The sequence below is a fragment of the Mesorhizobium sp. P2_F8 genome, assembly GCF_056403655.1.
The window spans coordinates 736,912-763,323 of the sequence record NZ_JBFUFB010000001.1 but is presented as its reverse complement, the minus strand read 5'-3'; the positions used below and the strand labels follow the sequence as shown (position 1 = coordinate 763,323).

The following is a 26,412-nucleotide window of genomic DNA, read 5'->3' as shown; positions in this document are numbered from 1 at the left end:
GCCGGCCTCAGAAGGATAGCGACGCCATGACAGATACCGACCTTCCCATTCTCTCCCCTGTCGAGGCGCGCGTGCTCGGCTGCCTGATCGAGAAGAAGGAGCTGACGCCGGATGTCTATCCGCTGACGCTCAACGGCGCGCATGCCGCGGCCAACCAGAAGACGGCGCGCGAGCCGGTGATGGCGGTCGAGCTTGTCGAGGTCAGGCGGGCGCTGAGCCAGTTGGAGCAGAAGGGCCTGGTCCGGCAGGTCTTCGCCTCGCGCGTCGAGCGCTACGAGCATCAGGTGGCGCAGCGTTTCTCGCTTACCACGGCGCAGATCGCGCTGATCGGCCTGATGCTGTTGCGCGGCGCGCAGACGGCGCATGAATTGCTGGCGCGAACCGAGCGCATGGCGCGGTTTTCGTCGATCGAGGCGCTCCGCACCGACCTCGACCTGCTGATCGGCCGCAGGCCGCCGCTGGTGGTTCTGATCGAGCGCGGCCCCGGCCAGCGCGAGGAGCGTTTTATGCACCTGCTGAGCGGCGCGGTGCAGGTCGCGCCCGTCGCCATGCACCAGGCGCCGTCGGTCGCCTCATCGGTCTCCGGCCTCGAAGAGCGCGTCAGTACCCTCGAGGAAGAAGTTGCGAGGCTGCGCGCCCTCATCGAGGCACTGACCGGCGAAGGCCGCTAACAATCATTCGAGACGCTGGCGGGACAGCGCCCCCCTCTGTCCTGCCGGACATCTCCCCCTCTTGGGGGGAGATTGGACGTCACCTCGACTTTCGCCAATCTCCGACGCTGAATGACGCAGGACGGCAAAGCTGCCAATCTCCCCCCATGAGGGGGAGATGCCCGGTAGGGCAGAGGGGGTGACCCGGCGCCGGCGTTGCGAAAGATGCTTCTACAAAATGCAAAACGCCGGCCCTTGAGCCGGCGTTTCTGTATCGAACCCGAGCTCTCACCCAAGGCTGGCGTCGAGCGACACTTTTATGGCGCCGAGTGCCTTGGAGACCGGGCATTCGGCCTTGGCCTTTTCGGCCAGTTCCTTGAATTTCGCCGCATCGATGCCCGGCACCTTGCCGACCACGGTGAGGGCGCTGCCGGTGATGCCGGTGCCGGGAACCAGCGTCACCACGGCCTTGGCGTCGAGCTCGGTGGCGGGCGTGCCGTTTTCAGCCAGGAAGTGCGAGAACTGCATGGCGTAGCAGCCGGCATGCGCCGCGGCGATCAGCTCTTCCGGATTGGTGCCGGATTTGCCGCTCTCGTCCTCGAAGCGCGCCTTGAATGAATAGGGCGTGCCCTTCAGGGCCCCGCTCTGCGTATCGAGCGTGCCGTTTCCCTCTTTCAGATTGCCTTTCCAGACGGCGTTTGCGGTGCGGTCCATGAATTCCTCCTTGGTTGTCGTGGTGGGCTGTGGTGGTGGGTTGCCGGGCTTGTGATCGAGGTTGGGGCCGGCGTCCGGTCAACTATAGCGCGTGCGGACGCGAAGGCCACTGCGCTCTTTGGACCACTACACGGGTGTCGACCGCGGTTGCCTCGATTCTTTTTGAAAAAATGCGCGTGCAGAAATGTCGACTTTGATCCGCCTCGCCCGTCCTGCGGGCGGCCACCCAAGTTTGATGGCCGGATGGAGGATCACATGGATATGCTGTTTTGTGCGCATTGGAAGAAAAAAGCAGGCCGCGGAGGCGGTGGACAGGAGGCCGACTGGATGCACCAGCCCGCGCCGGCGTTCGGCCGGTTTCTGGCGGCGGTTGCCATCATCGGGGTTGCGGTGTGCATTCTCGACCACGCTGCGGCGGGCAAGGGCCGGGCCGACACGCTCGTCGCCTCGACACAGCAAGGGAGCTCGAAATGAAATATGTTTGCCTGGTCTATGGTGAGGAAAAGGATCTTCACGCGCTGACCCCGGCAGGGTCGGCCAAGCTCAACGCCGATTCGCTGGCCTACGACCGATCGCTTGAGGACAAAGGCCTGCTGATCGTGGCCGAGGCGCTGCAATCGGTGAAGACCGCCAAGACGATGCGGCGACGCCAGGGCAAGCGGCTGGTCACCGACGGGCCCTTCACCGAGACCAAGGAGCAGTTGCTTGGCTTCGTCATGGTCGAGGCAGAAAATCTCGACGAGGCGCTGGACATCGCTGCTGGCATCCCGCTGGCCGAACTCGGCACGATCGAGGTCCGCGCCATCTACGACATACCGGGATCATAGATCCGTGCCATGCGTTGCGGCCACTTCGAAACCAGGGCGTTCGGTCGAGCGAACGTCTCGGTCGATCGCAACTTTTGCGCGTTGAAGCAAGGCAAGAGTTCTCCTATCGTCACCGGGATTTTGGGGGATTCTTCATGCCTTTCCTGATTGCGATCCTTGGCGTGTTGGGCGCAGCGGCGTTCTGGTGGTACCGGATGAAGGCGATGAACGAGGCAGCGCGTGACGTTGCCGATGTCATCGGTCGGGTCCAGGGCTCCGTGCGCCGCAAGAAGCTGCGCAAGCAGGCGGCCCTGTCGCCGCTGACGGCGATCGACGATCCGGTGGTGGCGGCCGCGACGTTGATTACCGCCATCGTTTCCGAGGATGGGCCTGTGCTGCCGCAGCGCGAGGCGGTCATTCGCGCGGTGATTTCGGAGATCGCCGACAAGAAGAAGACGGACGAGGCGGTGATTTACGCCAAATGGGCCGCGTCACAGATCGACGACACGACGATCGTCATCGACAAGCTGGCGCCGTTCCTGCGCGAACGGCTCGATGTGGCCGAGCGAAACGATCTGCTGCAGATGGTCAACCGCGCCGCGCAAGGTGGCGAGAAACGCCTTGAGATCGCCGACCAGCGCATATTGCGGCTGCGGCAGAAGCTGGGCTTCGAGGTCAACTAGGGTGTGCTGATATTCAGGTGAGGCCGGCCTGCGAACGGCGACTTCCTGCGCTTCCGGTGCTCACGTACTCAAAAGTACGCTCCGCTCCGGTTCTCGGAACTCACCATTCTCGGCTCGGCCTGACCTGAATCTCAATACACCCTGGCACGTCCGTGAAACGGCTCAGATTGCCTCGCCTTTCAAAAGTCTTGGCGTCCCGGCGGACAATCCCGATGCCTGGCGGATAAAAAACTCCTTCAGTCGCGGCATGCGCTCGACCAGGCCGAGGCCGATGTCACGGACGGCGCGCAGCGGGCCGATGTCGTTGGAAAACAGCCGGTTCAGCACGTCTGTGGTGATGCCCATCTGCACGGTGTCGAAGCGCCGCCACTGCTGGTAGCGTTCGAGCACGTCGAGCGCGCCGATGTCCTGGCCGAGGCGGTCGGCCTCGACGATCACTTCGGCCAGAGCCGCGACATCCTTGAAGCCGAGATTGAGGCCCTGGCCGGCGATCGGGTGGATGCCGTGGGCGGCGTCGCCGGCCAGCGCTATGCGCGGCGCGACGAAGGCGCGCGCGATGGTCAGGCCGAGCGGCCAGGCGCGCGGCTTGTCCGCGACGCGGATCTCGCCAAGCTTCAGGCTGAAACGCTGTTCGAGTTCGTGCTCGAAGACGAGATCGTCACCGGCAACCAGCTTCTCGGCATCCTGCGTGCGCTCGACCCAGACGATCGAGGAGCGGTTGGTTCCGTCCTCGTCGGGCTTGAGCGGCAGCGTCGCGAACGGGCCGGCCGGCAGGAAATGCTCTTCCGCGCGGCCATTGTGCGGGCGTTCATGCGCCACCGTACAGACGATGCCGGATTGGCCATATTCCCACTTCACCGTCTTGATGCCGGCCATGTCGCGCAGCTTCGAGTTGACGCCGTCGGCGGCAACCAGCAGCCGGGCCTTCAGCGTCGCACCATCGGCAAGATGCACGGTGATGCCGGCGCCGTTGGTCTCAAAACCCTGCACGGCGACGCCTTCGATGATGTCGATGCCGAGTTTCTCGGCGCTGGCCCGCAAGGCGCCGTTCAGTACCCGGTTGGCCACCATATGCGCAAAGGGTTCGCCCGGTGCGACCTCGCCGTCGAAGGTCAGGAAGACCGGGCGCACCGGATCGGAGGCGCGCGAATCGGTGATGATCATCTCGGTGATCGCCTGGGCCTGCGGCGCGATCTCGGCCCACACGCCGAGCTGGTCGAGCATGCGGCAGGCAGCGGCGGCGATGGCCGATGCGCGGCCATCCCTTTGCCAGGCGCCGGCGGGCGCAGCATCGACCAGAGCGACGGCAAGGCCCGGACGCGCCTGCTTCAGCGAGACGGCGCTGGCCAAGCCGACATAGCCGGCACCGGCGACCAGAACATCGAGCCCGGATCTGTTTTCTGCGTCGGTCTTGCGTTCCATCTTCTTCGCTCCTTCCACGCCGACCGGGCTTGCGCCCTTGACTGCCTGTCCGTCCTGTCGGAAACCGCCATAACACTTCTGCGGCAAGGGTGCGAAAATATGACGGCTGCCATGGACGAGCTTCTCGGTATTCTCGACCTCGAGAAGCTGGAACACAATCTGTATCGTGGTCGCAGCCCCTTGCTCGACTGGCAGCGCGTGTTCGGCGGGCAGACCATCGCCCAGGCGCTGGTGGCGGCACAGCGGACAGTCGACCCAGATCGCCACGTGCATTCGCTTCACGGCTATTTCATGCGGCCCGGCGACACCAAGGTGCCGATCGTCTACGAGGTCGACCGGATCCGCGACGGCGGCTCCTTCACCACGCGCCGCGTGGTGGCGATCCAGCATGGCCAGGCGATCTTTTCGCTGGAAGCCTCGTTCCAGCAGGACGAGGTCGGCCTCGAACACCAGGTGCCGATGCCGCAGGACGTCCCGGCGCCAGACACATTGCTGTCGCAGCGCGAATTGCTCGGCAAATTCGGCGAGGCGGTGCCCGAAGGCATCAAGCGCTACTGGGAACGCGACCGGCCGATCGAAATGAAGCCGGTCATGCTGAAGCACTACACCAGTCGTGAAAAGCTGGAGCCGAAGCAGAACATCTGGATCCGCACGACCGGTCCGGTGCCGGCGGATCGCGCCATCCAGGCGGCGGTGCTGGCCTATCTTTCCGACATGACGCTGCTCGACACATCGACCTTCGCGCATGGCCGCGCCATTTTCGATCGCGACATCCAGGCGGCAAGCCTCGATCACGCCATGTGGTTCCATCGCAGCCATCCGCTCGACGACTGGATGCTCTACACGCAAGACAGCCCGTCGACTCAGGGGTCGCGCGGCTTTACGCGCGGCTCGCTGTTTGCCCGCGATGGCACGCTGATCGCCTCGGTTGCCCAGGAAGGGCTGATCCGGCTCAAGCGATCGCCTGCAGAGTAGGCATTTTGAGAAAATTGCCTAATTTTTAAGCAAGTGATGTGCCGCTGTTGCGGGCACGTCGTCGCTTTGGCGGCCTCAATTCCTTTGTTTACAACGGGTTAACACCCTGCTTCGGCAATTGGCACGGAGCTTGAATCCTGTCGGGCACTCTCCGGCTCTTTGGGTTCGGTGAAGTCGTGCAAACGCGGGGGACCGCAACAGCAAAGGGTGAAACCTTATGAAAATCGTGATGGCAATCATCAAGCCGTTCAAGCTCGACGAGGTGCGTGAAGCGCTTACCGCCGTCGGCATCCAGGGCCTGACCGTCACCGAAGTCAAAGGCTACGGGCGTCAGAAGGGACATACGGAAATCTATCGCGGAGCGGAATACGCGGTCAGTTTCCTGCCGAAGATCAAGATCGAAGTCGCGGTCAGTGCCGACGTGGTCGACAAAGCCGTCGAAGCCATCACCGCGGCCGCCAAGACCGGCCAGATCGGCGACGGCAAGATCTTCGTTTTCGGCATCGATCAGGCGGTGCGCATCCGCACCGGCGAAACAGACACCGACGCGCTCTGAGCGGCGAACACGTATTCCAATGGAGAGTTCAATGAATATTCCTTCCACCTTGAAGACGACGGGACGCGCCGCCCTTTTAGGGTCGCTCGCTCTCGCAGCATTGGGCACGGTCGCCGCCTTCGCTCAGGAAGCGGCTCCCGCCGCGGCCGCGGCTGCACCGGCTGCTGCCCCCACCCCGGTGCTCGACACCGGCAACACCGCCTGGATGCTGACCTCGACGGCGCTGGTGCTGATGATGACCATTCCGGGCCTGGCGCTGTTTTACGGCGGCATGGTGCGCAAGAAGAACGTGCTCGCCACGATCATGCAGAGCTTTGCCATCACCTGCCTGGTGACGGTGCTGTGGTTCATGTTCGGCTATTCGCTGGCCTTCTCCGACGGTGGCGGCATGAATGCCTATCTCGGCGGCACCTCGAAATTCTTCCATCACGGCATCACCACAGCCTCGCTGTGGCTGCCGGGCGTCGCGAACATTCCTGAATTCGTCTTCTCGATGTTCCAGATGACCTTCGCCATCATCACCCCGGCGCTGATTGCCGGCGCCTTCGCCGAACGCTTCAAATTCTCGGCGCTGCTGATCTTCATGGCGCTCTGGCTGCTGGTCGTCTACGTGCCGATCGCGCATTGGGTCTGGGGTGGCGGCTTCCTCGGCACGGCTGGCGTGCTCGACTTCGCCGGCGGTACGGTCGTGCACATCAACGCCGGTGTCGCCGGTCTGGTCTGCGCGCTGGTTCTCGGCAAGCGCGAAGGCTACGGCACCACCAACATGGCGCCGCACAACCTGGTCTACTCGGTGATCGGTGCTTCCCTGCTGTGGGTCGGCTGGTTCGGCTTCAACGCCGGTTCGGAACTGGCTGCCGACGGCCTCGCCGGTGCCGCCATGCTCAACACCCAGGTTGCCACCGCAGCAGCAGCGTTGGCCTGGATGTTCGCCGAATGGATCGTCGCCAAGAAGCCCTCCGTGCTCGGCATCATCTCAGGTGCCGTTGCCGGCCTGGTCGCGGTGACGCCGGCTTCCGGCTTCGTCAACCCGACCGGTGCCTTCATCGTCGGCATCGTTGCCGGCGTCGTCTGCTATCTCTCGGCGGTCAAGGTCAAGCACATGTTCGGCTATGACGACTCGCTCGATGCGTTCGGCGTGCACGGCGTTGGCGGCATCATCGGCGCCCTGCTCACCGGCGTGCTCGCCGATCCGGCGATCAACAGCCTGTCGTCGGGTGCTTCGCTCGGCAAGCAGATCTACGGCGTCGCCGTCACCATCGTGTGGACGGCCATCGCCACCTTCGTGATCCTCTACATCGTCAAGGCGCTCGTCGGCCTGCGTCCGACGACCCAGGAAGAGGTCGAGGGCCTCGACATCTCCCAGCATGGCGAAGTGGTGCCGTAAGGCCAGCTTAGCCAAGGGGCCGGTGGAACCCTCCTCCCGCCGGCCCCCTTACCTGCCTACGCAATTCCGAACGGAAGACCACCGCACATTTTCCTGGAATTGCCTTGAAAGATCCCGTCGTGACGCTCCCGAAAGGAGGTCACGCATTGAGGCCCGGACACGTTCCGGGCCTCTTTTTTGGTACCACGCCGACAGGCGTCTTGATCGAGCCGAGGTTCGATCTTTTCTGCCGACCAAACAATGGCGTGCCCTGTGCCCGCTGCGAGGCCGCGCGTGGACAGGGCTTGAGCAGGATCTCCCGACAAACCGTTCCGGCGGCAGCCCTATCCGCCGGCGCCGTCGTCCATCATGGTGTTTGTCAGCGTCTCATAGGCCCTGCTGCATGTCTGGGAATGAGGGCAATTCCTGACAATCAGCACAGGCGCCACCGTTAGGACGGCCGCGATGAAAATCTGCAGGCCGAGCCCCAGCAATCCAAATCCTTTGCCGAAAAGACCCCTGTACAAAAAATACAGGCCTTGCATCAGACAGGCGGTGGCGAGGGTGTGCAGCAGCGGGCTGGTCGCCATGGCAAAGGGTGTCACGTAGCCATCCGGAAAGCCCACCATGCCGAGTTCGACAAACCAGTGCAAAACGAGCAGGAGACTGAGCCCTGCCCAGCCCAGAACCGCCACGCGAAGGATGACAGATTGCATGCCTCTACCCAAATTGGTGGCCCTGCGGCAACGTCACGGCCCTTTCTCAGGTCGCTTTCCTCGGGCAGCAAGCGGCTCAACCGTCGGTAACGAGGTTTGATCATCTCAACCTCTTATAGTTAATGCGCCCTTAACCTTCCCGCCGATAGTCTGAGACCCGAATCTGCCGGAGTGCGCCACGCACCCGCACGAAGCAATGACAGACGGGGATGAGCATGCGTTCAGGGGCTTCAGCACCGCTCGCGCTGGCCGATACGGGGCACGGCATCCAGGCGTTCGCGCGGCGCCAGGTCGGGCGGCTGGTCGGCGCCGGACTGTTCGTGCTGGCCGCATTCGGCGTCGCCAGCCTTGCCACCTGGAATGTCGCCGATCCGAGCTTCTCGCACGCGACGAACAACACCGTCACCAACGCCATGGGCTATGCCGGCGCCGTGTTCTCCGACCTGGCCATGCAGTTCTTCGGCCTTGCCGCGGTTGCTGCGCTGGTTCCGACCGTGATCTGGGGCTTTCTGCTGTTTTCCGCGCGCGGCGTCGACAGGTTGCCCAGGCGCGGGCTTTCATGGTTTGGTTTCGCCCTGCTCGCCGCGGCAATGGCCGGCTGCGTGGTGCCGCCCAAGACCTGGCCGCTGCCCACCGGCCTCGGCGGCGTGTTCGGCGACATGGTGCTTAAGATCCCCGGGATTGTGATCGGCGGCTATCCGACCGGGCTGTTCGCCAGCATCATCGCCATCTTGCTGGCCGCACCCGCGCTGTGGCTCTTTGCCCACGGTTCGGCGCTGATCGGACGCAAGAACGGCTTCGCCGTGATGGAGGACGAGCCTTCCGTCGATCCGCGTGAGGACGACCTTTTGTTCGACAATGACGAGGATGAAGGCGACGAAGGCATTCTGGCGCTTGGCGCCATCACCCACTGGTGGCTGTCGCTGCGCGCCTGGATGCACCGCCGCGCCGCGCGCCGCAGGCAGGAGCGGGAGGAGTACGAGCCGGAGATGGAGCCGCGCGCGAGCGGCTGGCGGCGCGCCGCCGAACGGGTCGAATCGGCCGAGTTCGCCGAATCGCGGATGAGCCCGGACGGTCGCGCCCGCGTTGAGCCCGAATTCTTCGCCGCCATGGTCAATGACCGCAGTATTTCGGTCGATCTGGATGATGACGATGTCTTCGGCGATCGCTTCGACAATGGCGAAGATGCCGATTTCGACGATGAGCACGTCGTGCAACGCCGTTCGGCGCCGACCGCCAGGGTGCAGCAGTTCCGCTCCGATGCTGCCACCCGCGTCGAGGCGCCGGCACCGCGTCCGGCTCCAGGCGCCCGCGTCCAGCGCGAGGCGCAGACATCGCTGATCGGCTCGGAAAAATTCGAGATGCCGTCGCTGCATTTCCTGTCCGAACCGAAGAACGTGGTGCGCGATGCCAGCCTGTCCAAGGACGCGCTGGAACAGAATGCCCGCCTGCTCGAGGGCGTGCTGGAGGATTTTGGCGTCAAGGGCGAGATCATCGCCGTCCGCCCCGGTCCCGTCGTCACGCTCTATGAGCTCGAACCGGCGCCCGGCATCAAATCCTCGCGCGTCATCGGCCTGTCCGACGACATCGCCCGCTCGATGAGCGCCATCGCCTGCCGCGTCGCCGTGGTGCCCGGCCGCAACGCCATCGGCATCGAACTGCCGAACGCCAAGCGCGAAACCGTTTATCTTCGCGAGATTCTGGCCAGCCGCGACTTCGAAACGACGAAGGCCAAACTGGCGCTGGCGCTGGGCAAGACCATCAATGGCGAGGCGGTCATCGTCGACATCGCCAAGATGCCGCACGTGCTGGTCGCCGGCACCACCGGCTCGGGCAAGTCGGTCGCCATCAACACCATGATCCTGTCGCTGCTCTATCGGCTGACGCCGCAGGATTGCCGGCTGATCATGATCGATCCGAAAATGCTGGAACTGTCGGTCTATGACGGTATTCCGCATCTGCTCACGCCGGTGGTCACCGATCCGAAGAAGGCGGTGGTGGCGCTGAAATGGACCGTGCGTGAGATGGAGGACCGTTACCGCAAGATGTCGAAGGTCGGCGTGCGCAACATCGATGGTTTCAACGCCCGTGTGCAGCAAGCCGACAAGAAGGGAGAAAAGATCTCGCGCACCGTGCAGACCGGTTTCGACCGCCAGACCGGCGAGGCGATCTACGAGACCGAGAATCTCGACCTCGAGCCGATGCCCTATATCGTCGTCATCATCGACGAGATGGCCGACCTGATGATGGTCGCCGGCAAGGACATCGAAGGTGCGGTGCAACGCCTGGCGCAGATGGCGCGTGCCGCCGGCATCCATGTGATCATGGCGACACAGCGTCCGTCGGTCGACGTCATCACCGGCACCATCAAGGCCAATTTCCCGACCCGCATCTCCTTCCAGGTGACGTCGAAGATCGACAGCCGCACCATCCTGGGCGAGCAGGGTGCCGAGCAGCTGCTCGGCATGGGCGACATGCTCTACATGGCCGGCGGCGGCCGTATCCAACGCGTGCACGGCCCGTTCGTCGCTGATGAAGAGGTCGAGAAGATCGTCGCGCATCTGAAGCTGCAGGGCGTGCCGGAATATCTCGATGCCATAACAGAGGATGATGGCGAGGACGACGACGAGCCGTCGGGCAAGGGCGGTTCCGGCGGTGGCGGCGGCAACGGCAATTTCGAAGATTCCGATGATCCTTACGATCAGGCTGTTTCCGTGGTGCTGCGCGACGGCAAGGCTTCCACCAGCTACATCCAGCGCCGGCTGGGCATCGGCTACAATCGCGCCGCCTCGATCATCGAGAAAATGGAGAAGGAAGGGATCGTCGGCCCGGCCAACCATGCCGGCAAGCGTGAGATCCTAGTGCCGACCGAAGAGGACAAGTTCTGACCGCGATCCTTATGACATCTCCTGTCTCGCAACCTTGAACCGTTCAGGGCGTTGAAGCGAATGAGGCGCGACTGACCCGCCAAACTTCAGCCCAACTGGGGGTCCAAGCACTAGAGCAACTCAGGAATCAGATGAGAGTGACCGATATGAAAAACGATCCTTCAGCGCTCCGCGGTTTTGCTCCCACCCGGCGCCAGTTGCTCGGGCTGGGCCTGGGGTTTGCAGGGGCGGCGGCCTTCAACGTGATGCCCGGCTTCCAGTTGCTGGCTTCGGCGCAAGCGGCCGTGCCGCCGGCCGCACAGAAGATCGCCGACCATTTTTCCTCGGTCAAATCGATGAGTGGCGAATTCGTGCAGTTCGGCCCCAAGGGCGAGCAGACCGGCGGCAAGTTCTTCCTCGAACGGCCGGGCAAGATCCGCTTCAACTATGACGGCGCGTCAAATTTCCGGGTGATTTCAGACGGCAAGTCGGTGGTCATCCTCAACAAGAGGCTCAACACCTCCGATCTCTATCCGCTGTCGAAGACGCCGCTGAAGCTGCTGCTCGACGACAAGATCGATCTCTCTGGCGACCGCGTCAAAAGCGTCAAGCAGGAAGACGACCTCACCACCATCCAGCTCGCCGACAAATCGGTGTTCGGCAATTCGAAGATAACGATGATGTTCGATGCCAAATCCTACGAGCTGCGTCAGTGGACGATCACCGACGCACAGGGCAAGGACACGACGGTGATGATCTTCAACGTCAAGGAAGGCGTCAGCTTCGCCGCCGACACCTTCGCCATCGACTACAGCGCGAATCGCGAAGTCAACACCAAGGCGCGGTAGAGCATTCCAGGAAAAGTGTGAAACGGTTTTCCCGGGAAAAGCGCGTCGTGCTTTCCCTGGGGGAATCGCGTCAAAACAAGGAGATAGAGCGGTTCTGCGTTTCCGTGAAACGATGAACCGCCCCAGGACCAATCACGTCAATAGCTGTGGAAAGCCCTGGGTCGCGCCTCGCTGGGCGGGGGCCGGCTTGTCTTTGCGGCTTGCGGCTGGCAGTTTCCCGGACTGACTCCGTCAAAAGGCGTCTTGCCCGCCAGGGGCCTGTCGGTTCTGGCTGGCCATACGCTGTCCTGGATTGCCGAATGCCCTTTTCCATTGCCACCTGGAACATCAACTCCGTTCGTCTGCGCATGCCGATCGTCGAACGCCTGCTTGTCGAGCATGCGCCGGATGTGCTCTGCCTGCAGGAGACCAAGGTTCCGGACGAATTGTTTCCCGAAAAGGCGTTCCGCAAGCTCGGCTACGAGCACATCGCCTTCCACGGCCAGAAGGGCTACCACGGCGTCGCCACGGTGGCGCGGCGGCCGATCGAGGTGGTCGAAAGGCGCCGCTTCTGCGAGATCGAGGACAGCCGGCATCTGTCAGTGACGGTGCGAGCCGGCGGCAAGGCCATCCTGCTGCACAATTTCTACGTTCCGGCAGGCGGCGACGAACCGGATCCTGTCATCAACAGGAAGTTCAAGCACAAGCTCGATTTCGTCGCCGAGATGAATGCCATCCGTGCCGAGCATGACGAGGTGTCCGGCTCGGTCCTTGTCGGCGACCTCAACATCGCCCCGCTCGAACACGACGTCTGGTCGCACAAGCAGTTGTTCAACGTGGTCAGCCACACGCCGGTCGAAACGGAAAGCTTCGAGGCGATGCGGCTGGCCGGCAACTGGGTCGACCTGATGCGGCTCAATATTCCGCTGGAGCAGAAACTCTACACCTGGTGGAGCTATCGCGCGCAGGACTGGCAGGCCTCTGACCGTGGCCGGCGGCTCGATCACGTCTGGTCGTCGCCAAATCTGGTGGCTGATTTTGCCGGCTACGAGATCCTGCGCCTGGCGCGCGGCTGGGAGCGGCCGTCGGACCATGTGCCGGTCATAGCGCGCTTCGATCTCGATTAAAGCTACGACGCGGCCGACCTCATCCCTAAGGTCCTGGCAGCGGGATGACCAGCTCATCGCTGCCGCTAGTCAGAGAAGCGGGGCGCCAGTTCCTCGATACGGCGGATCAGTGTCTGAAATTCCTCGGAGATACGCTGGTGGAGATTCACCGCGATTTCCGGATATTCTTCCAGGATGCGGCGGAACATCTTGCGGCTGAGCCGTATCACTTCCGAATCGATTTCGGCCGACGCGCTGGTCAGCCGGTTGCTGTCGGCGATCAATGCCAGTTCGCTCAGGATCGCGCCGGGGCCGACCGAACGTATCGGGATGCGTTCGCCGTTCTGCTCTCGATAGAGCAGGATGCGCCCGCTGACCACGACATAGGCGGAATCGGCCTCGTCGTCCTCGCGGTAAAGCTTGTGGTTGGCAAGCAATATTGTGTTCTCGGCGCCGAAGGCGAGCAGACGCAACTGTTCCTGCGTGAAGCCCTCGAAGAGCCTCACGGCGGACAGGATGCGAATGTCGTCATCCAACGCCATCTAGCTGTGTCCCCGAACGGTCAGTCCATTCCCTCCCCTGCGATACGATCCACAACCCCCTCCAACTGGATCGTACCCGAATGCGGTCCCGCCCGGCCGCTGATTGGATAATGAAATGTTTAAGGAACCAGCTTGTAGCCACCGCTTTCTGTCACAAGAATTTCCGCATTGGAAGGATCGCGCTCGATCTTCTGGCGCAGCCGGTAGACGTGGGTTTCCAGCGTGTGCGTGGTGACGCCGGAATTGTAGCCCCACACCTCCTCGAGCAGCACGTCGCGTGTCACCACCTTCTGGTCGGCGCGATAGAGATATTTGATGATCGAGGCCTCCTTCTCCGTCAGCCGCACCTTGCCGCCGCGCGGGTCGATCAGCAGTTTCTGGCTGGGCTTGAAGGTGTAGGGCCCGACCGAGAAGGTGGCGTCCTCGCTCTGCTCATGCTGGCGCAATTGCGCCCGGATGCGCGCCAGCAGCACGGCAAAGCGGAACGGCTTCGTCACATAGTCGTTGGCGCCGGCCTCGAGACCAAGGATCGTATCGGAATCGGTGTCGTGGCCGGTCAGCATGATGATGGGCGCCTTGTAGCCGCCCTTGCGCAGGATCTTCACCGCTTCGCGGCCATCCATGTCGGGCAGCCCGACATCCATGATGAGCAGATCGATGAGGCCGCCGCGCGCGGTCGCGACGCCTTTTGCCGCAGTCGATTCCTGCAGCACGTCGAATTCTTCATAGAGGGACAATTGCTCGACCAGAGTGCCGCGCAGGTCGTCATCGTCGTCGACGATTAGAATGGTGCGTGAAGTCATGGATCAATCCGTTGTTTTGAAAAGAAAATTCAGTTGACCGCTGTCTCTTTATGCGGAAGCTGACCAGCACAACAGCCGATCACAGTGATTTGTTCCGTGGCACGATCATACAAGAAAAAACGCGATAGCAATGCAGCCGGCGCAATTTTGCGAAAAGGGCTTCGCGTGCTGACCGTGCGGGCGAGGCCCGGAAACCCGAGCCAGGGCCTGCTGCAGGCCGGCACAACGGTGTTTGCGTGCGCGCTGGGGCGGGGCGGCATCTCGGCCGACAAGCGTGAAGGCGACGGCGCCACGCCGCTTGGCCCGATGCGGATCCTGTCGGGCTATTTCCGGGGAGATCAGTTCTCCAGCGGCCGCAAAACCCGTTTGGCGATGACGCCGATCGGGCCTGATCTGGGCTGGTGCGAAGTGCCTGACGACCGCAACTATAACAGGCCGGTCAAGATCCCCTATGGCGCCAGCCACGAACGCATGCGGCGCGACGACCGCCTCTATGACGCCTGCCTGGTGCTAGACTGGAACCTGGCGCCACGCCGGCGTGGGCGCGGCAGCGCCATCTTCTTCCATTTGGCGCGCCCCGGCTTCACGCCGACTCAAGGGTGTGTGGCGGTGACCGCACGCACGATGGCGCGGCTGCTGCCGCTGCTGTCGGATAGGACGGTGATGAGGGTGATGCGGTAAGTAGGGCAGTAGGGCATGTGTGTCGGTGTCTTAACTCCCCCTGCTGCCGTACTGCCCTATTTCCTTACTCCCCTAATCGCCTGCCTGGCTTCTGCCAGCCGATGTCGAGCAGGCCCAGCCGACCCATTTCCCTGTCCACGGCGCGGGCGACGTCACGGCGCTCGGCGCCGATGTCGCATAGCTGGCGATCGGAGAGGTTCTCGACGCTCTGGTGGGCTATATCGTGGCGGGCGAGGCGGATGGCGATCCTGGCATGGCGAAACCAGTCAAGCACCGCGCTAAGCCAGGCCGGCGTGGATACCGGCGCATTCACGACAATGTGGGACATGGGGTGATCCGTTTCATCCGGATATCAAATCCGGTTTGATGGTGTTGCGATGGGTGGATCATGCCGCATTGAAATTTAAATGAGAAACGAGTAGTTCTTTTGAGATCGTCAAGTTTTATTTGAGGATGGCATGTCCCGCCTGCTGCCTGGAACGCGAGCGCTGAGGACGCTGGAAGCTGCCGCCCGACACCTCAACTTCACGCGTGCCGCCGACGAGCTCGGCCTGACGCCGGCAGCGGTCAGCCATCAGATCAAGGAAATCGAGGATCAACTGGGCATTGTGCTGTTCACCCGCACCAGCCGCACCATCCGGCTGACGGCGGCGGGCACGGTGCTGTTCGAGGCATCGATCGATGCACTCGACCTGCTTGGCCGGGCCGTCTCGCGGGCACGCAAGCTGACCCGCGGCACGACACTGCTGAAGGTAACGCTTGACGCGCAGTTCGCTTCAAAATGGCTGATGCGGCGCGTCGATGATTTTCGCAGGCATCACCCCAATATCGAGCTCAGGTTCGACATCGCCTACGAAGTGCGGGATTTCGAGCTCGACGACGTCGATGTCGGCATCCGGTTCGGCGTCGGGAAGTACCCGGGCCTTCGCGCCCATCGCCTGTTCGACAACATCATCATCCCGGTGTGCAGCCCGGGCCTGCTGACGTCCGGTCCGCCGCTGCGCGAGCCGCGTGACCTCTTCAACCACACGCTTGCCCATATCGAATGGGCGCGGCAAGGCGTGACATGGCCGAACTGGCGGATGTGGATGGCGGCGGCCGGCATCAACGATTTCGACGACAGCCGCACCATCGTGTTCAGGAACTCCACCGACGCCGTTCAGGCGGCGATCGAGGGCAATGCCGTCGCACTCGCCGACTTCGCCATGGTGGCAAACGACCTCTCCGAAGGCAGACTGGTGCAGCCTTTTGAACTCGGCCTGAGGGTGGGAGCCGAGTTCGCCTATTTCCTGGTTTATCCCGAGAGCACTGCCGACGATCCACGCATCGCCGCCTTTCGCGAATGGATTCTCGAGGAAGTCGCCAGGACGCAGACCTGACGATCGCGGCAGGTCGTCAGCCTGCCGCCGCGCCGAACCAGCCGATGACCACGCCGATGATCAGCAGCACGCCGAGCCAGGGGCCGCCGTCGATGAGGGTCAGGTCCCAGCCGAAATCCTGGTAGCGATGGTTGGCCGAGAGCGTCGTGGCGACGAAGCCCAGCCAAAGCACGAAGCCGAAAACAAGTCCGGCGAGCAATGTCGGCTCGCCGCCGGTCATCGCGCCGACCACCAGGGCCATTATGTAGGCCATGATCAGTTCGGCGATGAAGCTGATGACGAAGGGCAGCGGTGATTTCTTCATTGTTGCGGGATCGAGCCTGGCGGCCTTCAGCCACGGTTTGCTCAGGCCCATGTACCAGGCGGCGCCGAACAACCATGCGACGACGGCGGCGGCGATCACCGCCAGCCAGTTCACTGCTTCAAAATCCATGCGTCCCCCTCCAATGCAAATCTGATGGAACGCCTGTTCGGCGAAGGCGTCAAGCAAACCGCCAGACGGTGGTGCGCTTGACCAGTGAATCCTCCAGTGCCCGGGTGACGGCCACTTCATAGACCGCAAGCGGTTCCAGCCCTGCCTTCGGCATGTACGACCGGCCGGGATCGCCGACGAGGATCTCGGCGCCGCGCGCCTTCAGCGTTGCGAACCACGGCATCAGCCGGACGGCGAAGGAATTGTCGTAGAAAACGTCGCCTGCCAGGATCACATCCCAGCCGGCATCGGTGCCGATGCAATCGGTGCCGAGGAACCCGATCCCGACATCGTTGGCTTGCGCATTGAGGCGGATCGCGGTCGCACAGAAAGGATCGATGTCGGTTGCGATCACGCCGGCAGCACCGGCCTTGGCCGCAGCGATGGCGACGAGGCCGGAGCCGGAAGCGAAGTCTAGCACACGCTTTCCCCGCACCATAGCCGGATTGTCGATGATGTAGCGGGCAAGGCCCTGGCCGCCGGCCCAGGCAAAGGCCCAGAAGGGCGGCGGCAGGCCGATCTCGACCAGCTCATCCTCCGTCCGCTGCCACAAATCATGCGCCTCGTCGGCAAGATGAAGCAGGATTTCCGGCACATGCGGCGGCGCCATCAGCGCCGTGTTGTCGAGGATGAATTGTTTCGCGCTGTCTGGCGTGAGCGCCGTCACGGAGCGGGTGTCAGGCCGCCCATGCGGCAGACTTCCTTCCATTCGGCCGGCGTCACCGGCTGCACGGAAAGTCGCCCGAGCCGAACCAGCGCCATTTCGGCAAGCTTTGGATTGGCCTTGACCTCTTCCAGCGTCGGCGGGTTCGGCACGTCCTTGAAGGCACGGATGTCGACGCATTCCCAGCGCGGGTCGTCGGTCGTGGTGTCGGGATGGGCAAGCGCGCAGACTTCGGCGATGCCGACCACGTTCAGCCCCTCGTTGGAATGGTAGAAGAAGCCGAGATCGCCGATCTGCATGGCCTTCATGTTGTTGCGCGCGGCATAGTTGCGCACGCCATCCCATTGCGTGCCGGCCTTGCCCTTCGCCTTCAGCGCCTCGAAGGAGAAGACCGAGGGTTCGGATTTGAACAGCCAGTAGTTCATTTCTTTTGCTCCTCCTTGGCGTGCGTCCGCCAGCGACCGGAATTAACTAGCCGCCGGCTTGTTGAACGTCCAGTTCCACTGGCGGATTTCGACGCTGTCGAACAGTCCGGCCTTGGCGTACGGGTCGGCGGCCGACAAGGCCTGTGCCCCTGCCAGGTCCGGTGCCTCGACGACGACGAGGCTGCCATTGGGCTTGCCTTCGGCGTCAAGGAAGGGACCGGCGAAAGCCAGTTTCTTGTCGCCGTTCAACCCTTCGAGAAAGGCGATATGCTCGGGACGCGTGTCGAGGCGCACCTGCAGGCTCCCGGGCTTGTCCTTGCAAATCAAAGCAAACAGCATGGTCTTTCTCCTGGTCGTGGGATCGATGTCGTGGGGATCAATCGTTGGTTTCGGTCTTGAGCGGCCGGGTCATCAAGGCTGTCACAGCCTGCCGGATGGTGATGGTGCCGTCCAGTATGGCCGCCACGGCGGCAATGATCGGCGCGTCGATGTTGCGCTCGGTGGCGATGCGGGCGGCGATCGCCGCCGTCGGCACGCCTTCCGCCAGCGGCAATCCGGCAAGCGGCTTGCCTTGCCCCAGCGCCAGCCCATAGGCGAAGTTGCGCGACTGGGTCGACGAGCAGGTGAGCAGCAGGTCGCCAAGGCCGGACAGGCCCATCAGCGTTTCGGGCCTGGCGCCGAAGGCGGCACCGATGCGCCGCAGTTCGACGAAGCCGCGCGTCACCATGGCGGCCTGGGCACTGGCGCCGAGCCCCGCCCCGGTGACAGCACCTGCGGCAATGGCGAAGACGTTCTTCAAGGCGCCGCCGATCTCGACGCCGATGAGGTCGTCGCTCGAATAGCAGCGCAGATTCTCCGCCGAAAAGCGGGCGGCGAGGTCCGCGGCCAATGCCTCGTCGCGGGCGGCCACGACCACCGCAGTCGGCAGGCCCCGGGCGACATCGGTGGCAAAGCTTGGACCCGATAGAGCGGCGACCGGATTTTGCGGCAGGATCTCGCCGACAATCGCCGACAGCAAGGCGCCGGTGTCGCGCTCGATGCCCTTGGCGCAGAGGACGAGCGGGATATCGGCAGGCACATGGCCTTTCGCGACCGCCAGCGTTGCCCGCAGCGATTGCGCCGGCGTCACCGCCAGCACGCAATCGGCGCCAGTGAGTGCCGCCTTGATGTCGCTCGTCGCGTCGATGCCGGGCGCGATGGCGATGCCGGGCAGATAGCGCGGGTTCTCGCCGCGATCGATCGCCGCGACGGTTTCGGGGTCGCGGGCGAACAACCGCACCGAATGGCCCGCACGCAGCATGGCCAGCGCCAGCGCTGTGCCCCAGGCGCCACCGCCAAGCACGCTGACGCGCCAGCCGCTTTTGCCCGGGTTTTCCTTGTCTTGGCTGTTCATCTCCCGGCCATTCATGCCTTGGCTCCGCGCCGGCCGGAGCCGACCATCGGCGTCGAAATGCTGTCCAGCGGCCAGCGCGAGCGCGGCACGAAGTCGAAGCCGTTTTCCTGCGCCATGCCTTCGCGCAACCGTTCGATGCCGGCCCAGGCGATCATCGCCGCATTGTCGGTGCACAGTTTCAGCGGTGGCGCGACGAAGGTGAAGCCGGCCTCGTCGCACTGCCGCTCCAGCGTCGCCTTGATGGTGCGGTTGGCGGCGACGCCGCCGGCAACCACCAGGGCCGGATTTTTGGTGCCGGGAAACGTCTCGCGAAAGCGCGCCAGCGCACGCGCGACACGGTCGGCCAACGCATCGGCCACCGCTGCCTGGAACGAGGCGCAGATGTCGGCGACATCCTGGTCGCTCAAGGGCGCAATGGCTGTCGCCGCCTGGCGCACGGCGGTCTTCAGGCCGGAAAAGGAGAAGTCGGGCTGGGCCGAACCTTTCATCGGACGCGGAAAGGCAAAGCGCGAGGCATCGCCGGTTTGGGCAGCCTTCTCGACATTGGGTCCGCCGGGATAGGGCAGGCCGAGCATCTTGGCGGTCTTGTCGAAGGCTTCGCCGAGCGCATCGTCGATGGTGGTTGCCCAGCGCTGATAGTCGCCGACGCCGCGCACGGCGAGGATCTGCGTGTGGCCACCGGAGACCAGGAGCAGCAGATAGGGAAAATCGAGCCCGTCGGTCAGCCTTGCGGTCAAGGCATGGCCTTCGAGGTGGTTGATGGCGATCAGCGGCTTGTTCGCCGCCGCGGCGATCGCCTTGGCGGTCATCAGCCCGACAATCAGCCCGCCGACCAGACCGGGGCCGGCAGTGGCTGCGATCGCATCGATATCGGCAAGTGCTGTGCCCGAATCGGCTAGGGCTGCCTCGACGATACCGTCCAGCGCCTCGACATGGGCGCGCGCCGCGATCTCCGGTACGACGCCGCCAAAGGCGGCATGCTCCTCGATCTGGCTGAGCACGATGTTGGATAGGATTTTTGGCGCAGCGTCACCGTCCAGCGCCACGACACTGGCAGCGGTCTCGTCACAACTCGTCTCAATGCCCAGAACGCGGATCAATTCGTCGCTGTCCCTAGAGATTGTCTGTCAGCGCTTTCCCCATTAGGAGAAAGCCCGGAAAGGCCTCGGTCTGCCCGGGGGTTATCACGGACCGCACGCCATGCAAACAATCTTGAGAATCGGAACACGCGGCAGCCCGCTGGCGCTGGCACAGGCGCATGAAACGCAGGCGCGGCTGATGGCCGCGCATGGCATGCCGGCGGAAGCGTTCGAGATCGTCGTCATCTCGACCAGCGGCGACCGCATCCAGGATCGGCCGCTGTCGGAGGCCGGCGGCAAGGGCCTGTTCACCAAAGAGATCGAGGAGGCACTGCTGGCGTGCCGGATCGACATCGCCGTGCATTCGTCGAAGGACATGCCGACGCAACTGCCCGACGGTCTCGAACTCAGCGCCTTCCTGCCGCGCGAGGACGCGCGCGACGCCTTTATCGGCAAGGCGGCGAAGACCATCGCCGACCTGCCGCATGGAGCGAAAGTCGGCTCGTCATCGCTGCGGCGACAGGCGCTGATCCGCCGGATGCGGCCGGATCTCGACGTAGTGATGTTCCGCGGCAATGTGCAGACGCGCCTGCGCAAGCTCGATGAAGGCGTCGCCGCCGGCACCATCCTGGCCTATGCCGGGCTGAAGCGGCTCGGGCTCGATCACGTCGTCACCGACCTGATGCCGCTCGACATCTTTCCGCCGGCGCCGGGACAGGGCGCGATCTGCATCGAAACCCGCATCGGCGATGGCGACGTCGAAAAGATGCTGGCGGCGATCCATGATGCGCCGACCGGCCAGGCGCTCGCCTGCGAGCGCGCCTTTCTGGCGGCGCTCGATGGTTCCTGTCGCACGCCGATCGCCGGTTACGCGGCGATCGAGGCCGGAGAGCTGTCTTTTGCCGGGTTGATCATCTCGCCCGACGGCACGCAGTCGCACACGGTCGATCTGCAGGGACCGGCGCAGGATGCTGGCCGCATCGGCCAGGAAGCCGCCCGGACCGTGCGGGCCAGGGCCGGCGAAAAGTTCTTCGACGGCTGGCTCTGAAATGCTTCGCGTCCTGGTGACGAGACCGGAACCGGGCGCCTCGCGCACGGCACAGCGGCTTCAGGAGACAGGGTTCCAGCCGATCCTTCTGCCCTTGACCGAAACGGCGGCGTTGCCGGTCGATGCCGGACTGTTTCCGGGCGATGCCGTCGCGGTGGCCATCACCAGCGCCAATGCCGTGCGGCTTGCTTCCAGGGAGCTCATCGCGGCGCTTGCCGGTCTGCCCTGCCATGCCGTGGGAACAAGGACGGCGGAAGCGGCTCGCAAAGCGGGGTTCTCCTCGGTCAGCGAAGGCCCGGGCGATGCTGAGGCGCTTGCCGCCAGTCTTGCCGGTCATCTCTCGGGGATGACCATCGTCTATCTCTGCGGACGCGTGCGCTTCCCAGTGTTCGAACAGAGGCTGAGAGCAGCAGGCGTCCAGGTCCATGCCGTCGAGACATATGACACGCTCGCGGTGGGTTATTCCGATGAAGCCATCCTCGAGCGCCTGTCCGGCCGACCCGCCGATGCGGTGCTGCTTTATTCAGCCAAGGCCGCCGCCGCGATGCAGATCCTGGCCAGGCGGACCGCTCTGCTAGGGCTCTTTGAAAAGACAAGGTTTTTCGCCCTTTCCGCGCGCATCGCGGCAGCGCTTGACGATACCGCCAATGAAAGAATCCGCATTGCCGTGCGGCCCGACGAGGAAACGCTGCTGGCACTTTTGCGGGCGCGGCCCTGAGCCGCGTCATCACACCGCCCCTTTTCACCGCTTGGTGATGTGCTAGACCATTTTCTGAACCATCATGCGCCGCCAGGCGTTGAGACGAAGCGAATTGTGCGGAGCCCAAGCATGGTCAAGACGCCGAAGATGCGACACTCGAAAGGCCGCCGCGAGCCGGTGACCATCGATCTCGAGCCCGGCGCGGTCTCGCGCATCGCCGACGAGGACGCCGCCAAGCCCCAGGCCGGCGCCGAAGAGGCGCCGGAGGAGGCCGTCTCGCGGGCCGAGATTCCCGAAGAACCGGTGCATGCCGACCAGACCGATCTCGAGCCCTGGGAGCATGCGGACGCCCAGGCCGAATCGGAACAGCCAGCGGCGACGGCCGCAGAAGCGGCAGCCAAGGGCGCCAGCGAAGCCGAACCTGCCTATCCCGGAGCGTCCGAGGCGCCGGCCAACAAGACCAAAGCCTTCGACTACAATTTCGAGGATGCGTCGGCGAAGCGCTCCCAGGCCGACGACAACAAGGCGAGAACCGAGACACGGGACGACAGAATGGCGCCAACACCACCGGCAAAGCGTAGCGGCCTCAATGGCATTGCCGCCGGCATCATAGGCGGCGTCATCGCGCTGGTCGGCGCGGGTGGCCTGCAATATGCCGGGCTGCTCGGCGCGCCGGGGTCCAGTTCCGGCGTATCGCTCGACGGCGTCAACAGCGAGATCGCCGCGCTGAATCGCGAAATCGCCGGCCTGAAGGAAACGGGCGGCAACACCGACGCGTCGGCCAAGGTCGATGGCCTGTCGTCGGCGCTGGATCAGGTCAAGACCGATGTCGCGGCGCTGAAGTCGGCGGTCGAATCCGGTGGAGCGGGCGACACTGCCGGGCTCGCAGCGCTTGGCGACAAGATCAAGCAGATCGAAACCGCGGTCGCCGCCCTAGGTAAGGCCGGCGGCACGGCACCGGTCGATCTCGGCCCGCTCAACGAAAAACTGGCTGGTCTCGACGCACAGGCGAAGTCAGCCGGCGAAGCGACGACGGCGCTGGATGGCCGGCTCACCGCGTTGGAGCAGTCGGTGTCGCAGCTTTCCGGCAAGGTCGAGGCGGCGGCGGGACAGCCGAAGATCGCGCTCGCCATCGCCGCGTCGGCGCTCAAGTCCGCGCTCGACCGTGGCGCGCCATTCTCGGCCGAACTCGAAACCTTTGCCGCAATTTCGCCGGATGCGCCGCAACTCGCGACACTGCGCACCTACGCTGAAAAAGGCGTGCCGACCCGCGCCGAGATCGCATCGCAAGCGGATGCCGCTGCCAATGCCATGGTCGCCGCCGCGACGCCTGTCGATGAGAATGCCGGTTTCCTGCAGAACCTTTTGTCGAGCGCCGAATCGCTGGTCAAGGTCCGGCCGATCGGCGCCGTCGAAGGTGCCGGTGCGCCGGAAACCGTCGCGCGCATGGAAGTGGCGGTCAACCAGGGCGACTATGCCAAGGCGCTCAGCGAGTATGACACGCTGCCCGAAGCCGTGAAGGCGGCCGGTGCCGACTTTGCCGGCAAACTGAAAGCACGCATCGAGGTCGAAACACAGGTCGACGCGCTGATCTCTGGCGCGATGAAGGCATGAGGGCAACACCATGATCCGCCTCTTGGCCTTCCTTATCGTCGTTTTCGCGCTCGGGCTGGGCTTTGCCTGGCTGGCCGACCGGCCCGGCGACATGGTCGTCACTTTCAGCGGCTACCAATACCAGGTCAGCCTGATGGTGGCGGCAGTGGCCGTCGTTGCCGTCGTCGCCGCGGTGATGATCTTCTGGTGGCTGATCAAGTCGCTGTGGAACAGCCCCTACACCATCTCGCGCTATTTCCGCGTGCGCCGCCGCGACCGTGGCTATCAGGCGCTGTCGACCGGCATGATCGCCGCCGGCGCCGGTGACGGCGCGCTGGCTCGCAAGAAAACCAAGGAAGCGGCCAAGCTGATCCGCTCCGACCAGGAGCCGCTGATCCATCTGCTTGAGGCGCAGGCGTCGCTGCTCGAAGGCGATCACGAAGGGGCGCGGCAGAAATTCGAGAGCATGCTCGACGACCCCGAAATGCGGCTGCTCGGCCTGCGCGGGCTCTATCTCGAGGCCGAACGGCTGGGCGACCGCAACGCCGCCAGGCACTATGCCGGCCGCGCCGCCGTTATGTCACCGCAATTGGCCTGGGCGGCCGAATCGACCTTGGAAGAATTGACCGCGCGCGGCGACTGGGACGGTGCCTTGAAGCTGGTCGACGCGCAGAAGTCGACACGGCAGATCGAACGCGATGCCGCCAACCGCCGTCGCGCCGTGCTGTTGACGGCCAAGGCGCAGGCGCTTGCCGGTAGCGATCCGACTGCCGCCAGAACCGCGGCAATCGAGGCCAACCGGCTGCGGCCGGACTTCGCCCCCGCCGCTGTCGCCGCCGCGGCCGCGCTGTTCAAGCAGAACGACGTGCGCAAGGGCTCGAAAATCCTCGAGACGGCGTGGAGGGCCGAGCCGCATCCTGAGATCGCCGAGCTCTATACCCATGCACGGCCAGGCGATGCGGTGCTCGACCGCCTCAACCGGGCGAAAAAGCTGCAGGAGATGAAGAAGAACCACGCCGAGTCGTCGATGACGGTGGCACGCGCAGCACTTGATGCGCTGGATTTTTCGACTGCCCGCCGCGAGGCCGAGGCAGCGATCAGGATGGACCGCCGCGAGGGTGCCTATCTGCTATTGGCCGACATCGAGGAGGCCGACACCGGCGACCAGGGCAAGGTGCGGCAGCTTCTGTCCAGGGCGGTGCGGGCGCCGCGCGATCCGGCCTGGGTCGCCGATGGCGTCGTTTCGGAGCGGTGGGCGCCGGTATCGCCGGTCACCGGCCGGCTCGACGCCTTCGAGTGGCGCGCGCCGATGGAGCGTCTCGGCCAGCTGATCGACAGCCATGATGATGCAGCGGCCGCCCCCGTGCCGGTCATCGAAGCGCTGGCAAAGCCGGTGAGCGAGAGGCCGGTCGAGGTGATCGATGACGCTGGCGGCGAGATTTCGGCGGGCAAGGAGGCTGAGGCCCGCGAGGAAGATCATGTCCAGCCGATCACTGCCGCCGCCTTCGCCGAGGTGCCGACCAACGCGGAAGCGGTCGAGCCGGCCGAGGAGCATGCGCGGCTGCCGGATGATCCCGGCGTCGATCCGGACGAGGAAGCGGAAAAATCGCCGCGCCGGTTTCGGTTGTTTTGAGTTGGGCCGGCCGTGAGGGCCTCTGTAACCAAGCAGCATGATGTCGTCCGAAAACCGCTTCACACTTTTCGGCATCATGCTCTAAGGAATGGATCATGTTTGAACGCGTTCTGTCATTTCTGAGGGATTTGCCGGCCGGCGCCGGCACGCATGCCAGCAGCGACGATCCGCGCGTTGCGGCTTCGGCGCTACTCTATCACGTCATGAATGCCGATGGCGTGCGCCAGGATGTCGAGTGGGAGCGGTTCAAGGCGGTGCTGGCCCAGAGCTACTCGATCAGCGGCGCCGAACTCGAAGCGCTCGCCGCCGCCGGCGAGCGGGCCGACAATGAGGCGATCGATCTCTATGCCTTCACCAGTGTCTTGAAGCGCCATCTCGATGCTGAGGCGCGCAAGGCCTTCATCGGCCTGATGTGGGAGATCGTCTACGCCGATGGCGAGCTGCACGAGCTGGAGGACAACACGGTCTGGCGCGTCGCCGAGTTGATCGGCGTCGAACGCCGCGACCGCATCGAGGCACGTCGCAAGGCGGCGGAGCAGGCACCCGGCGCCACCGGAACATCGAGCGACGAATAGACGGATTTCGCCTGCCCATGCCGCGCCAAACGAGTTCGAAGCCAAAAATCCTGATCGTGCTGCATCAGGAGAATTCGAGCCCCGGACGTGTCGGCCACATGCTCCTGGAAGAGGGCTTCGAGCTTGACATCCGTCGCCCGCCGCTCGGCGATACCTTGCCGGAAACGCTGGACGGCCACGCCGGCACGGTGGTGTTCGGTGGACCGATGAGCGCCAATGACGAGGACGAGTTCGTTCGTCGCGAGACCGCCTGGCTGGAAGTACCGCTCAAGGAGAACCGGCCGTGCCTTGGCATCTGCCTTGGTGCGCAGATGCTGGTCAACCATCTCGGCGGCAAGGTCGAGGGTCACGGCGAAGGGTTGGTCGAGATCGGCTGGTATCCGCTGAAGGCGACCGAAGCCGGCAAGACCCTGATGCATTGGCCGGAGATGGTCTATCAGTTCCACCGCGAGGGTTTTTCACTGCCCAGGGACGCGACGCTGCTGGCGACGGCCGAGACCTATCCCAACCAGGCCTTCCGCTATGGCGACAATGCCTGGGGCATCCAGTTCCACGGCGAGTTGACCAGGGCGATGATGCAGCGCTGGGTGGTGCGCGGCGCGCATCGCTTCGAGTTGCCCGGGGCGCAGCCCGGCCGCGATCATCTCGGCGGCCGGCTGATCTGGGACATGCATCTCAAGCGCTGGCTGGATGAATTCCTGCGCACGATCTTCGCCAAGCCGGCGCTGCGATAGACG

General features: G+C 64.1%; 30 protein-coding genes. 18 read left to right on the top strand and 12 right to left on the bottom strand.

Annotated features, from left to right (window positions below; genetic code table 11):
• Positions 1-26: 26 nt before the first annotated feature.
• Complete coding sequence (locus AC1DZP_RS03690) at positions 27-671, top strand: YceH family protein (protein WP_477227824.1); 645 nt, start codon at positions 27-29, stop codon at positions 669-671.
• A 267-nt stretch (positions 672-938) separates the two neighbouring features.
• Here AC1DZP_RS03690 and AC1DZP_RS03685 read toward each other — a convergent pair whose 3' ends face one another.
• Complete coding sequence (locus tag AC1DZP_RS03685; protein WP_477227554.1) at positions 939-1,364, bottom strand: OsmC family protein; 426 nt, start codon at positions 1,362-1,364, stop codon at positions 939-941.
• Between the two features lie 255 nt (positions 1,365-1,619).
• Between AC1DZP_RS03685 and AC1DZP_RS03680 the strand changes: the two genes are divergently transcribed.
• The 3 genes from AC1DZP_RS03680 (at position 1,620) to AC1DZP_RS03670 (ending at position 2,853) form a co-directional block, all read left to right on the top strand.
• Positions 1,620-1,838 carry a hypothetical protein gene (locus AC1DZP_RS03680; RefSeq protein WP_095084396.1) on the top strand — a complete coding sequence of 73 codons (219 nt, stop codon included), beginning with the start codon at positions 1,620-1,622 and terminating at the stop codon, positions 1,836-1,838.
• Positions 1,835-2,191: a YciI family protein gene (locus tag AC1DZP_RS03675; protein ID WP_477300168.1), complete on the top strand. Its 357-nt coding sequence runs from the start codon at positions 1,835-1,837 to the stop codon at positions 2,189-2,191. The genes AC1DZP_RS03680 and AC1DZP_RS03675 overlap by 4 nt, the downstream gene beginning before the upstream one ends.
• Before the next feature lie 134 nt (positions 2,192-2,325).
• Entirely contained in the window at positions 2,326-2,853 is a 528-nt protein-coding gene (locus AC1DZP_RS03670; RefSeq protein ID WP_095084049.1) for a hypothetical protein, read from the top strand.
• 162 nt (positions 2,854-3,015) lie between these two features.
• Here the strand turns inward: AC1DZP_RS03670 and AC1DZP_RS03665 are convergent, their stop codons facing one another.
• Positions 3,016-4,275: a ubiquinone biosynthesis hydroxylase gene (locus AC1DZP_RS03665; protein WP_477300167.1), complete on the bottom strand. Its 1,260-nt coding sequence runs from the start codon at positions 4,273-4,275 to the stop codon at positions 3,016-3,018.
• Between the two features lie 99 nt (positions 4,276-4,374).
• Here AC1DZP_RS03665 and tesB point away from each other — a divergent pair, with 99 nt between their 5' ends.
• From tesB to AC1DZP_RS03650, 3 genes are all read left to right on the top strand, one after another.
• Positions 4,375-5,250, top strand: coding sequence for an acyl-CoA thioesterase II (gene tesB / locus AC1DZP_RS03660; RefSeq protein WP_477227558.1), 876 nt, complete (start codon positions 4,375-4,377; stop codon positions 5,248-5,250).
• A gap of 217 nt (positions 5,251-5,467) precedes the next feature.
• Positions 5,468-5,806, top strand: coding sequence for a P-II family nitrogen regulator (locus tag AC1DZP_RS03655; protein ID WP_095084051.1), 339 nt, complete (start codon positions 5,468-5,470; stop codon positions 5,804-5,806).
• Positions 5,807-5,837: 31 nt separating this feature from the next.
• Positions 5,838-7,193 carry an ammonium transporter gene (locus AC1DZP_RS03650; RefSeq protein WP_095084052.1) on the top strand — a complete coding sequence of 452 codons (1,356 nt, stop codon included), beginning with the start codon at positions 5,838-5,840 and terminating at the stop codon, positions 7,191-7,193.
• Between the two features lie 323 nt (positions 7,194-7,516).
• Here the strand turns inward: AC1DZP_RS03650 and AC1DZP_RS03645 are convergent, their stop codons facing one another.
• Complete coding sequence (locus AC1DZP_RS03645; protein ID WP_477300166.1) at positions 7,517-7,888, bottom strand: hypothetical protein; 372 nt, start codon at positions 7,886-7,888, stop codon at positions 7,517-7,519.
• A gap of 215 nt (positions 7,889-8,103) precedes the next feature.
• On the opposite strand from AC1DZP_RS03645, the gene AC1DZP_RS03640 reads away from it, so the two are divergent.
• The 3 genes from AC1DZP_RS03640 (at position 8,104) to AC1DZP_RS03630 (ending at position 12,709) form a co-directional block, all read left to right on the top strand.
• Positions 8,104-10,776 (top strand): DNA translocase FtsK, encoded by a 2,673-nt coding sequence (locus AC1DZP_RS03640; protein ID WP_477300165.1) that lies wholly within the window; start codon positions 8,104-8,106, stop codon positions 10,774-10,776.
• Positions 10,777-10,922: 146 nt separating this feature from the next.
• A complete protein-coding gene (locus AC1DZP_RS03635; RefSeq protein WP_477300194.1) occupies positions 10,923-11,603 on the top strand; it encodes an outer membrane lipoprotein carrier protein LolA in 681 nt (226 codons plus the stop codon).
• Between the two features lie 299 nt (positions 11,604-11,902).
• Entirely contained in the window at positions 11,903-12,709 is an 807-nt protein-coding gene (locus AC1DZP_RS03630) for an exodeoxyribonuclease III (protein ID WP_477300164.1), read from the top strand.
• Positions 12,710-12,774: 65 nt separating this feature from the next.
• Here AC1DZP_RS03630 and AC1DZP_RS03625 read toward each other — a convergent pair whose 3' ends face one another.
• Both AC1DZP_RS03625 and AC1DZP_RS03620 read right to left on the bottom strand, forming a co-directional pair.
• On the bottom strand, positions 12,775-13,230 hold the full coding sequence (locus AC1DZP_RS03625; RefSeq protein ID WP_095084055.1) for a Crp/Fnr family transcriptional regulator: 456 nt from the start codon (positions 13,228-13,230) through the stop codon (positions 12,775-12,777).
• Positions 13,231-13,349: 119 nt separating this feature from the next.
• On the bottom strand, positions 13,350-14,033 hold the full coding sequence (locus tag AC1DZP_RS03620) for a response regulator transcription factor (RefSeq protein ID WP_023760937.1): 684 nt from the start codon (positions 14,031-14,033) through the stop codon (positions 13,350-13,352).
• A 144-nt stretch (positions 14,034-14,177) separates the two neighbouring features.
• Here AC1DZP_RS03620 and AC1DZP_RS03615 point away from each other — a divergent pair, with 144 nt between their 5' ends.
• The gene (locus AC1DZP_RS03615) at positions 14,178-14,714 is read left to right on the top strand and encodes a L,D-transpeptidase family protein (RefSeq protein WP_477300193.1); all 537 of its coding nucleotides are present in this window, start codon (positions 14,178-14,180) and stop codon (positions 14,712-14,714) included.
• Positions 14,715-14,778: 64 nt separating this feature from the next.
• Here AC1DZP_RS03615 and AC1DZP_RS03610 read toward each other — a convergent pair whose 3' ends face one another.
• A complete protein-coding gene (locus AC1DZP_RS03610; RefSeq protein ID WP_477300163.1) occupies positions 14,779-15,042 on the bottom strand; it encodes a hypothetical protein in 264 nt (87 codons plus the stop codon).
• 130 nt (positions 15,043-15,172) lie between these two features.
• Here AC1DZP_RS03610 and gcvA point away from each other — a divergent pair, with 130 nt between their 5' ends.
• A complete protein-coding gene (gcvA, locus tag AC1DZP_RS03605; RefSeq protein WP_477300162.1) occupies positions 15,173-16,093 on the top strand; it encodes a transcriptional regulator GcvA in 921 nt (306 codons plus the stop codon).
• Between the two features lie 16 nt (positions 16,094-16,109).
• Here the strand turns inward: gcvA and AC1DZP_RS03600 are convergent, their stop codons facing one another.
• Genes AC1DZP_RS03600 through tsaD form a run of 6 tightly spaced genes read right to left on the bottom strand, consistent with a single transcriptional unit; the run spans position 16,110 to position 20,147 of the window.
• Complete coding sequence (locus tag AC1DZP_RS03600; protein WP_477300161.1) at positions 16,110-16,526, bottom strand: DUF1761 domain-containing protein; 417 nt, start codon at positions 16,524-16,526, stop codon at positions 16,110-16,112.
• A gap of 49 nt (positions 16,527-16,575) precedes the next feature.
• Positions 16,576-17,175: a class I SAM-dependent methyltransferase gene (locus tag AC1DZP_RS03595; protein ID WP_477300192.1), complete on the bottom strand. Its 600-nt coding sequence runs from the start codon at positions 17,173-17,175 to the stop codon at positions 16,576-16,578.
• Between the two features lie 53 nt (positions 17,176-17,228).
• Entirely contained in the window at positions 17,229-17,654 is a 426-nt protein-coding gene (locus AC1DZP_RS03590; RefSeq protein ID WP_095084061.1) for an EVE domain-containing protein, read from the bottom strand.
• 42 nt (positions 17,655-17,696) lie between these two features.
• Complete coding sequence (locus tag AC1DZP_RS03585; protein ID WP_095084062.1) at positions 17,697-17,993, bottom strand: YciI-like protein; 297 nt, start codon at positions 17,991-17,993, stop codon at positions 17,697-17,699.
• Positions 17,994-18,030: 37 nt separating this feature from the next.
• Positions 18,031-19,062: an NAD(P)H-dependent glycerol-3-phosphate dehydrogenase gene (locus tag AC1DZP_RS03580; RefSeq protein WP_477300160.1), complete on the bottom strand. Its 1,032-nt coding sequence runs from the start codon at positions 19,060-19,062 to the stop codon at positions 18,031-18,033.
• On the bottom strand, positions 19,059-20,147 hold the full coding sequence (gene tsaD, locus AC1DZP_RS03575; RefSeq protein ID WP_477300159.1) for a tRNA (adenosine(37)-N6)-threonylcarbamoyltransferase complex transferase subunit TsaD: 1,089 nt from the start codon (positions 20,145-20,147) through the stop codon (positions 19,059-19,061). The genes AC1DZP_RS03580 and tsaD overlap by 4 nt, the downstream gene beginning before the upstream one ends.
• A 100-nt stretch (positions 20,148-20,247) precedes the next feature.
• Here tsaD and hemC point away from each other — a divergent pair, with 100 nt between their 5' ends.
• The 6 genes from hemC (at position 20,248) to AC1DZP_RS03545 (ending at position 26,409) form a co-directional block, all read left to right on the top strand.
• Positions 20,248-21,174: a hydroxymethylbilane synthase gene (gene hemC / locus AC1DZP_RS03570; RefSeq protein ID WP_477300158.1), complete on the top strand. Its 927-nt coding sequence runs from the start codon at positions 20,248-20,250 to the stop codon at positions 21,172-21,174.
• Between the two features lies 1 nt (position 21,175).
• Positions 21,176-21,892 (top strand): uroporphyrinogen-III synthase, encoded by a 717-nt coding sequence (locus AC1DZP_RS03565; protein ID WP_477300157.1) that lies wholly within the window; start codon positions 21,176-21,178, stop codon positions 21,890-21,892.
• 111 nt (positions 21,893-22,003) lie between these two features.
• On the top strand, positions 22,004-23,488 hold the full coding sequence (locus tag AC1DZP_RS03560) for a COG4223 family protein (RefSeq protein WP_477300156.1): 1,485 nt from the start codon (positions 22,004-22,006) through the stop codon (positions 23,486-23,488).
• Positions 23,489-23,498: 10 nt separating this feature from the next.
• On the top strand, positions 23,499-25,100 hold the full coding sequence (locus AC1DZP_RS03555) for a heme biosynthesis HemY N-terminal domain-containing protein (protein ID WP_477300155.1): 1,602 nt from the start codon (positions 23,499-23,501) through the stop codon (positions 25,098-25,100).
• Positions 25,101-25,195: 95 nt separating this feature from the next.
• Positions 25,196-25,675, top strand: coding sequence for a tellurite resistance TerB family protein (locus AC1DZP_RS03550; protein WP_095084069.1), 480 nt, complete (start codon positions 25,196-25,198; stop codon positions 25,673-25,675).
• A 17-nt stretch (positions 25,676-25,692) separates the two neighbouring features.
• Positions 25,693-26,409: a glutamine amidotransferase gene (locus AC1DZP_RS03545; RefSeq protein ID WP_477300154.1), complete on the top strand. Its 717-nt coding sequence runs from the start codon at positions 25,693-25,695 to the stop codon at positions 26,407-26,409.
• Positions 26,410-26,412: the final 3 nt, after the last annotated feature.

Excerpts from the sequence above, each read along its gene's own strand:
- AC1DZP_RS03665 (WP_477300167.1), bottom strand. The coding sequence starts at position 4,275 with ATGGAACGCAAGACCGACGCAGAAAACAGATCCGGGCTCGATGTTCTG.
- AC1DZP_RS03545 (WP_477300154.1), top strand. The coding sequence starts at position 25,693 with ATGCCGCGCCAAACGAGTTCGAAGCCAAAAATCCTGATCGTGCTGCAT.
- AC1DZP_RS03565 (WP_477300157.1), top strand. The coding sequence starts at position 21,176 with ATGCTTCGCGTCCTGGTGACGAGACCGGAACCGGGCGCCTCGCGCACG.
- AC1DZP_RS03620 (WP_023760937.1), bottom strand. The coding sequence starts at position 14,033 with ATGACTTCACGCACCATTCTAATCGTCGACGACGATGACGACCTGCGC.
- AC1DZP_RS03670 (WP_095084049.1), top strand. The coding sequence starts at position 2,326 with ATGCCTTTCCTGATTGCGATCCTTGGCGTGTTGGGCGCAGCGGCGTTC.
- AC1DZP_RS03560 (WP_477300156.1), top strand. The coding sequence starts at position 22,004 with ATGGTCAAGACGCCGAAGATGCGACACTCGAAAGGCCGCCGCGAGCCG.
- AC1DZP_RS03650 (WP_095084052.1), top strand. The coding sequence starts at position 5,838 with ATGAATATTCCTTCCACCTTGAAGACGACGGGACGCGCCGCCCTTTTA.
- AC1DZP_RS03680 (WP_095084396.1), top strand. The coding sequence starts at position 1,620 with ATGGATATGCTGTTTTGTGCGCATTGGAAGAAAAAAGCAGGCCGCGGA.
- AC1DZP_RS03550 (WP_095084069.1), top strand. The coding sequence starts at position 25,196 with ATGTTTGAACGCGTTCTGTCATTTCTGAGGGATTTGCCGGCCGGCGCC.
- AC1DZP_RS03630 (WP_477300164.1), top strand. The coding sequence starts at position 11,903 with ATGCCCTTTTCCATTGCCACCTGGAACATCAACTCCGTTCGTCTGCGC.
- AC1DZP_RS03595 (WP_477300192.1), bottom strand. The coding sequence starts at position 17,175 with ATGGCGCCGCCGCATGTGCCGGAAATCCTGCTTCATCTTGCCGACGAG.
- AC1DZP_RS03625 (WP_095084055.1), bottom strand. The coding sequence starts at position 13,230 with ATGGCGTTGGATGACGACATTCGCATCCTGTCCGCCGTGAGGCTCTTC.
- AC1DZP_RS03600 (WP_477300161.1), bottom strand. The coding sequence starts at position 16,526 with ATGGATTTTGAAGCAGTGAACTGGCTGGCGGTGATCGCCGCCGCCGTC.
- AC1DZP_RS03690 (WP_477227824.1), top strand. The coding sequence starts at position 27 with ATGACAGATACCGACCTTCCCATTCTCTCCCCTGTCGAGGCGCGCGTG.
- AC1DZP_RS03645 (WP_477300166.1), bottom strand. The coding sequence starts at position 7,888 with ATGCAATCTGTCATCCTTCGCGTGGCGGTTCTGGGCTGGGCAGGGCTC.
- AC1DZP_RS03635 (WP_477300194.1), top strand. The coding sequence starts at position 10,923 with ATGAAAAACGATCCTTCAGCGCTCCGCGGTTTTGCTCCCACCCGGCGC.
- AC1DZP_RS03655 (WP_095084051.1), top strand. The coding sequence starts at position 5,468 with ATGAAAATCGTGATGGCAATCATCAAGCCGTTCAAGCTCGACGAGGTG.
- gcvA (WP_477300162.1), top strand. The coding sequence starts at position 15,173 with ATGTCCCGCCTGCTGCCTGGAACGCGAGCGCTGAGGACGCTGGAAGCT.
- AC1DZP_RS03555 (WP_477300155.1), top strand. The coding sequence starts at position 23,499 with ATGATCCGCCTCTTGGCCTTCCTTATCGTCGTTTTCGCGCTCGGGCTG.
- hemC (WP_477300158.1), top strand. The coding sequence starts at position 20,248 with ATGCAAACAATCTTGAGAATCGGAACACGCGGCAGCCCGCTGGCGCTG.
- AC1DZP_RS03585 (WP_095084062.1), bottom strand. The coding sequence starts at position 17,993 with ATGCTGTTTGCTTTGATTTGCAAGGACAAGCCCGGGAGCCTGCAGGTG.
- AC1DZP_RS03590 (WP_095084061.1), bottom strand. The coding sequence starts at position 17,654 with ATGAACTACTGGCTGTTCAAATCCGAACCCTCGGTCTTCTCCTTCGAG.
- AC1DZP_RS03675 (WP_477300168.1), top strand. The coding sequence starts at position 1,835 with ATGAAATATGTTTGCCTGGTCTATGGTGAGGAAAAGGATCTTCACGCG.
- tesB (WP_477227558.1), top strand. The coding sequence starts at position 4,375 with ATGACGGCTGCCATGGACGAGCTTCTCGGTATTCTCGACCTCGAGAAG.
- AC1DZP_RS03580 (WP_477300160.1), bottom strand. The coding sequence starts at position 19,062 with ATGAATGGCCGGGAGATGAACAGCCAAGACAAGGAAAACCCGGGCAAA.
- AC1DZP_RS03610 (WP_477300163.1), bottom strand. The coding sequence starts at position 15,042 with ATGTCCCACATTGTCGTGAATGCGCCGGTATCCACGCCGGCCTGGCTT.
- AC1DZP_RS03640 (WP_477300165.1), top strand. The coding sequence starts at position 8,104 with ATGCGTTCAGGGGCTTCAGCACCGCTCGCGCTGGCCGATACGGGGCAC.
- AC1DZP_RS03685 (WP_477227554.1), bottom strand. The coding sequence starts at position 1,364 with ATGGACCGCACCGCAAACGCCGTCTGGAAAGGCAATCTGAAAGAGGGA.